Below are 826 nucleotides of genomic sequence, written 5' to 3'. Positions count from 1 at the left end.
GGGTGCTAGCAATGAGGTCATGCCCAACAACCACCTCCAGCCTGAGGGGCCACATGGCGCCTCTATCCCGATCACCAGCAACCTGATCGTACACGTGGGTAACAACGGGCGCCTGGATGCGTTTGGGCTGAAGGCCAGACTGACCGGCGATCTGAAAGTCGCGCAGGATAAACAGGGGCTGGGCCTGAACGGGCAGATCAACATTCCGGAAGGGCGCTTCCACGCCTACGGCCAGGATTTGATGGTGCGTAAAGGCGAACTGCTCTTCTCCGGCCCGCCGGATCAGCCGCTGCTGAATATCGAAGCGATCCGTAATCCGGAGGCCACCGAAAATGACGTGATCGCCGGGGTGCGCGTGACGGGCACCGCGGACGAACCGAAAGCGGAAATTTTCTCTGACCCGGCAATGTCCCAGCAGGAAGCGCTCTCATACCTGCTGCGCGGGCAGGGGCTGGACAGCAATCAGAGCGACAGCGCGGCGATGACCTCAATGTTAGTCGGTCTGGGGGTTGCACAAAGTGGTCAGGTTGTGGGTAAAATCGGCGAGACGTTTGGCGTAAGCAATCTGGCGCTGGACACCCAGGGGGTCGGCGACTCCTCTCAGGTGGTGGTCAGCGGCTATGTACTGCCGGGTCTGCAGGTGAAATATGGTGTGGGGATCTTTGACTCATTAGCAACTCTCACGTTACGCTATCGCCTGATGCCTAAGCTATATCTGGAAGCGGTGTCTGGCGTAGACCAGGCACTCGATCTGCTCTATCAGTTTGAGTTTTAGCAATGCGAATATTTGTCTACGGCAGTTTAAGAACCAAGCAAGGCAACAGCC

1 protein-coding gene is annotated in these 826 nt (G+C 57.7%); it reads left to right on the top strand.

Annotated features, from left to right (window positions below; genetic code table 11):
• Positions 1-775: translocation/assembly module TamB domain-containing protein (locus C3418_RS23745; protein WP_181023153.1), on the top strand; the 775-nt coding region annotated here is incomplete at its 5' end.
• Between the last annotated feature and the right edge of the window lie 51 nt (positions 776-826).

Source organism: Aeromonas sp. ASNIH8, assembly GCF_002919855.1.
Taxonomy (GTDB): Bacteria; Pseudomonadota; Gammaproteobacteria; order Enterobacterales; family Aeromonadaceae; genus Aeromonas; species Aeromonas caviae.
This window is presented reverse-complemented; position numbering and strand designations above follow the sequence as displayed.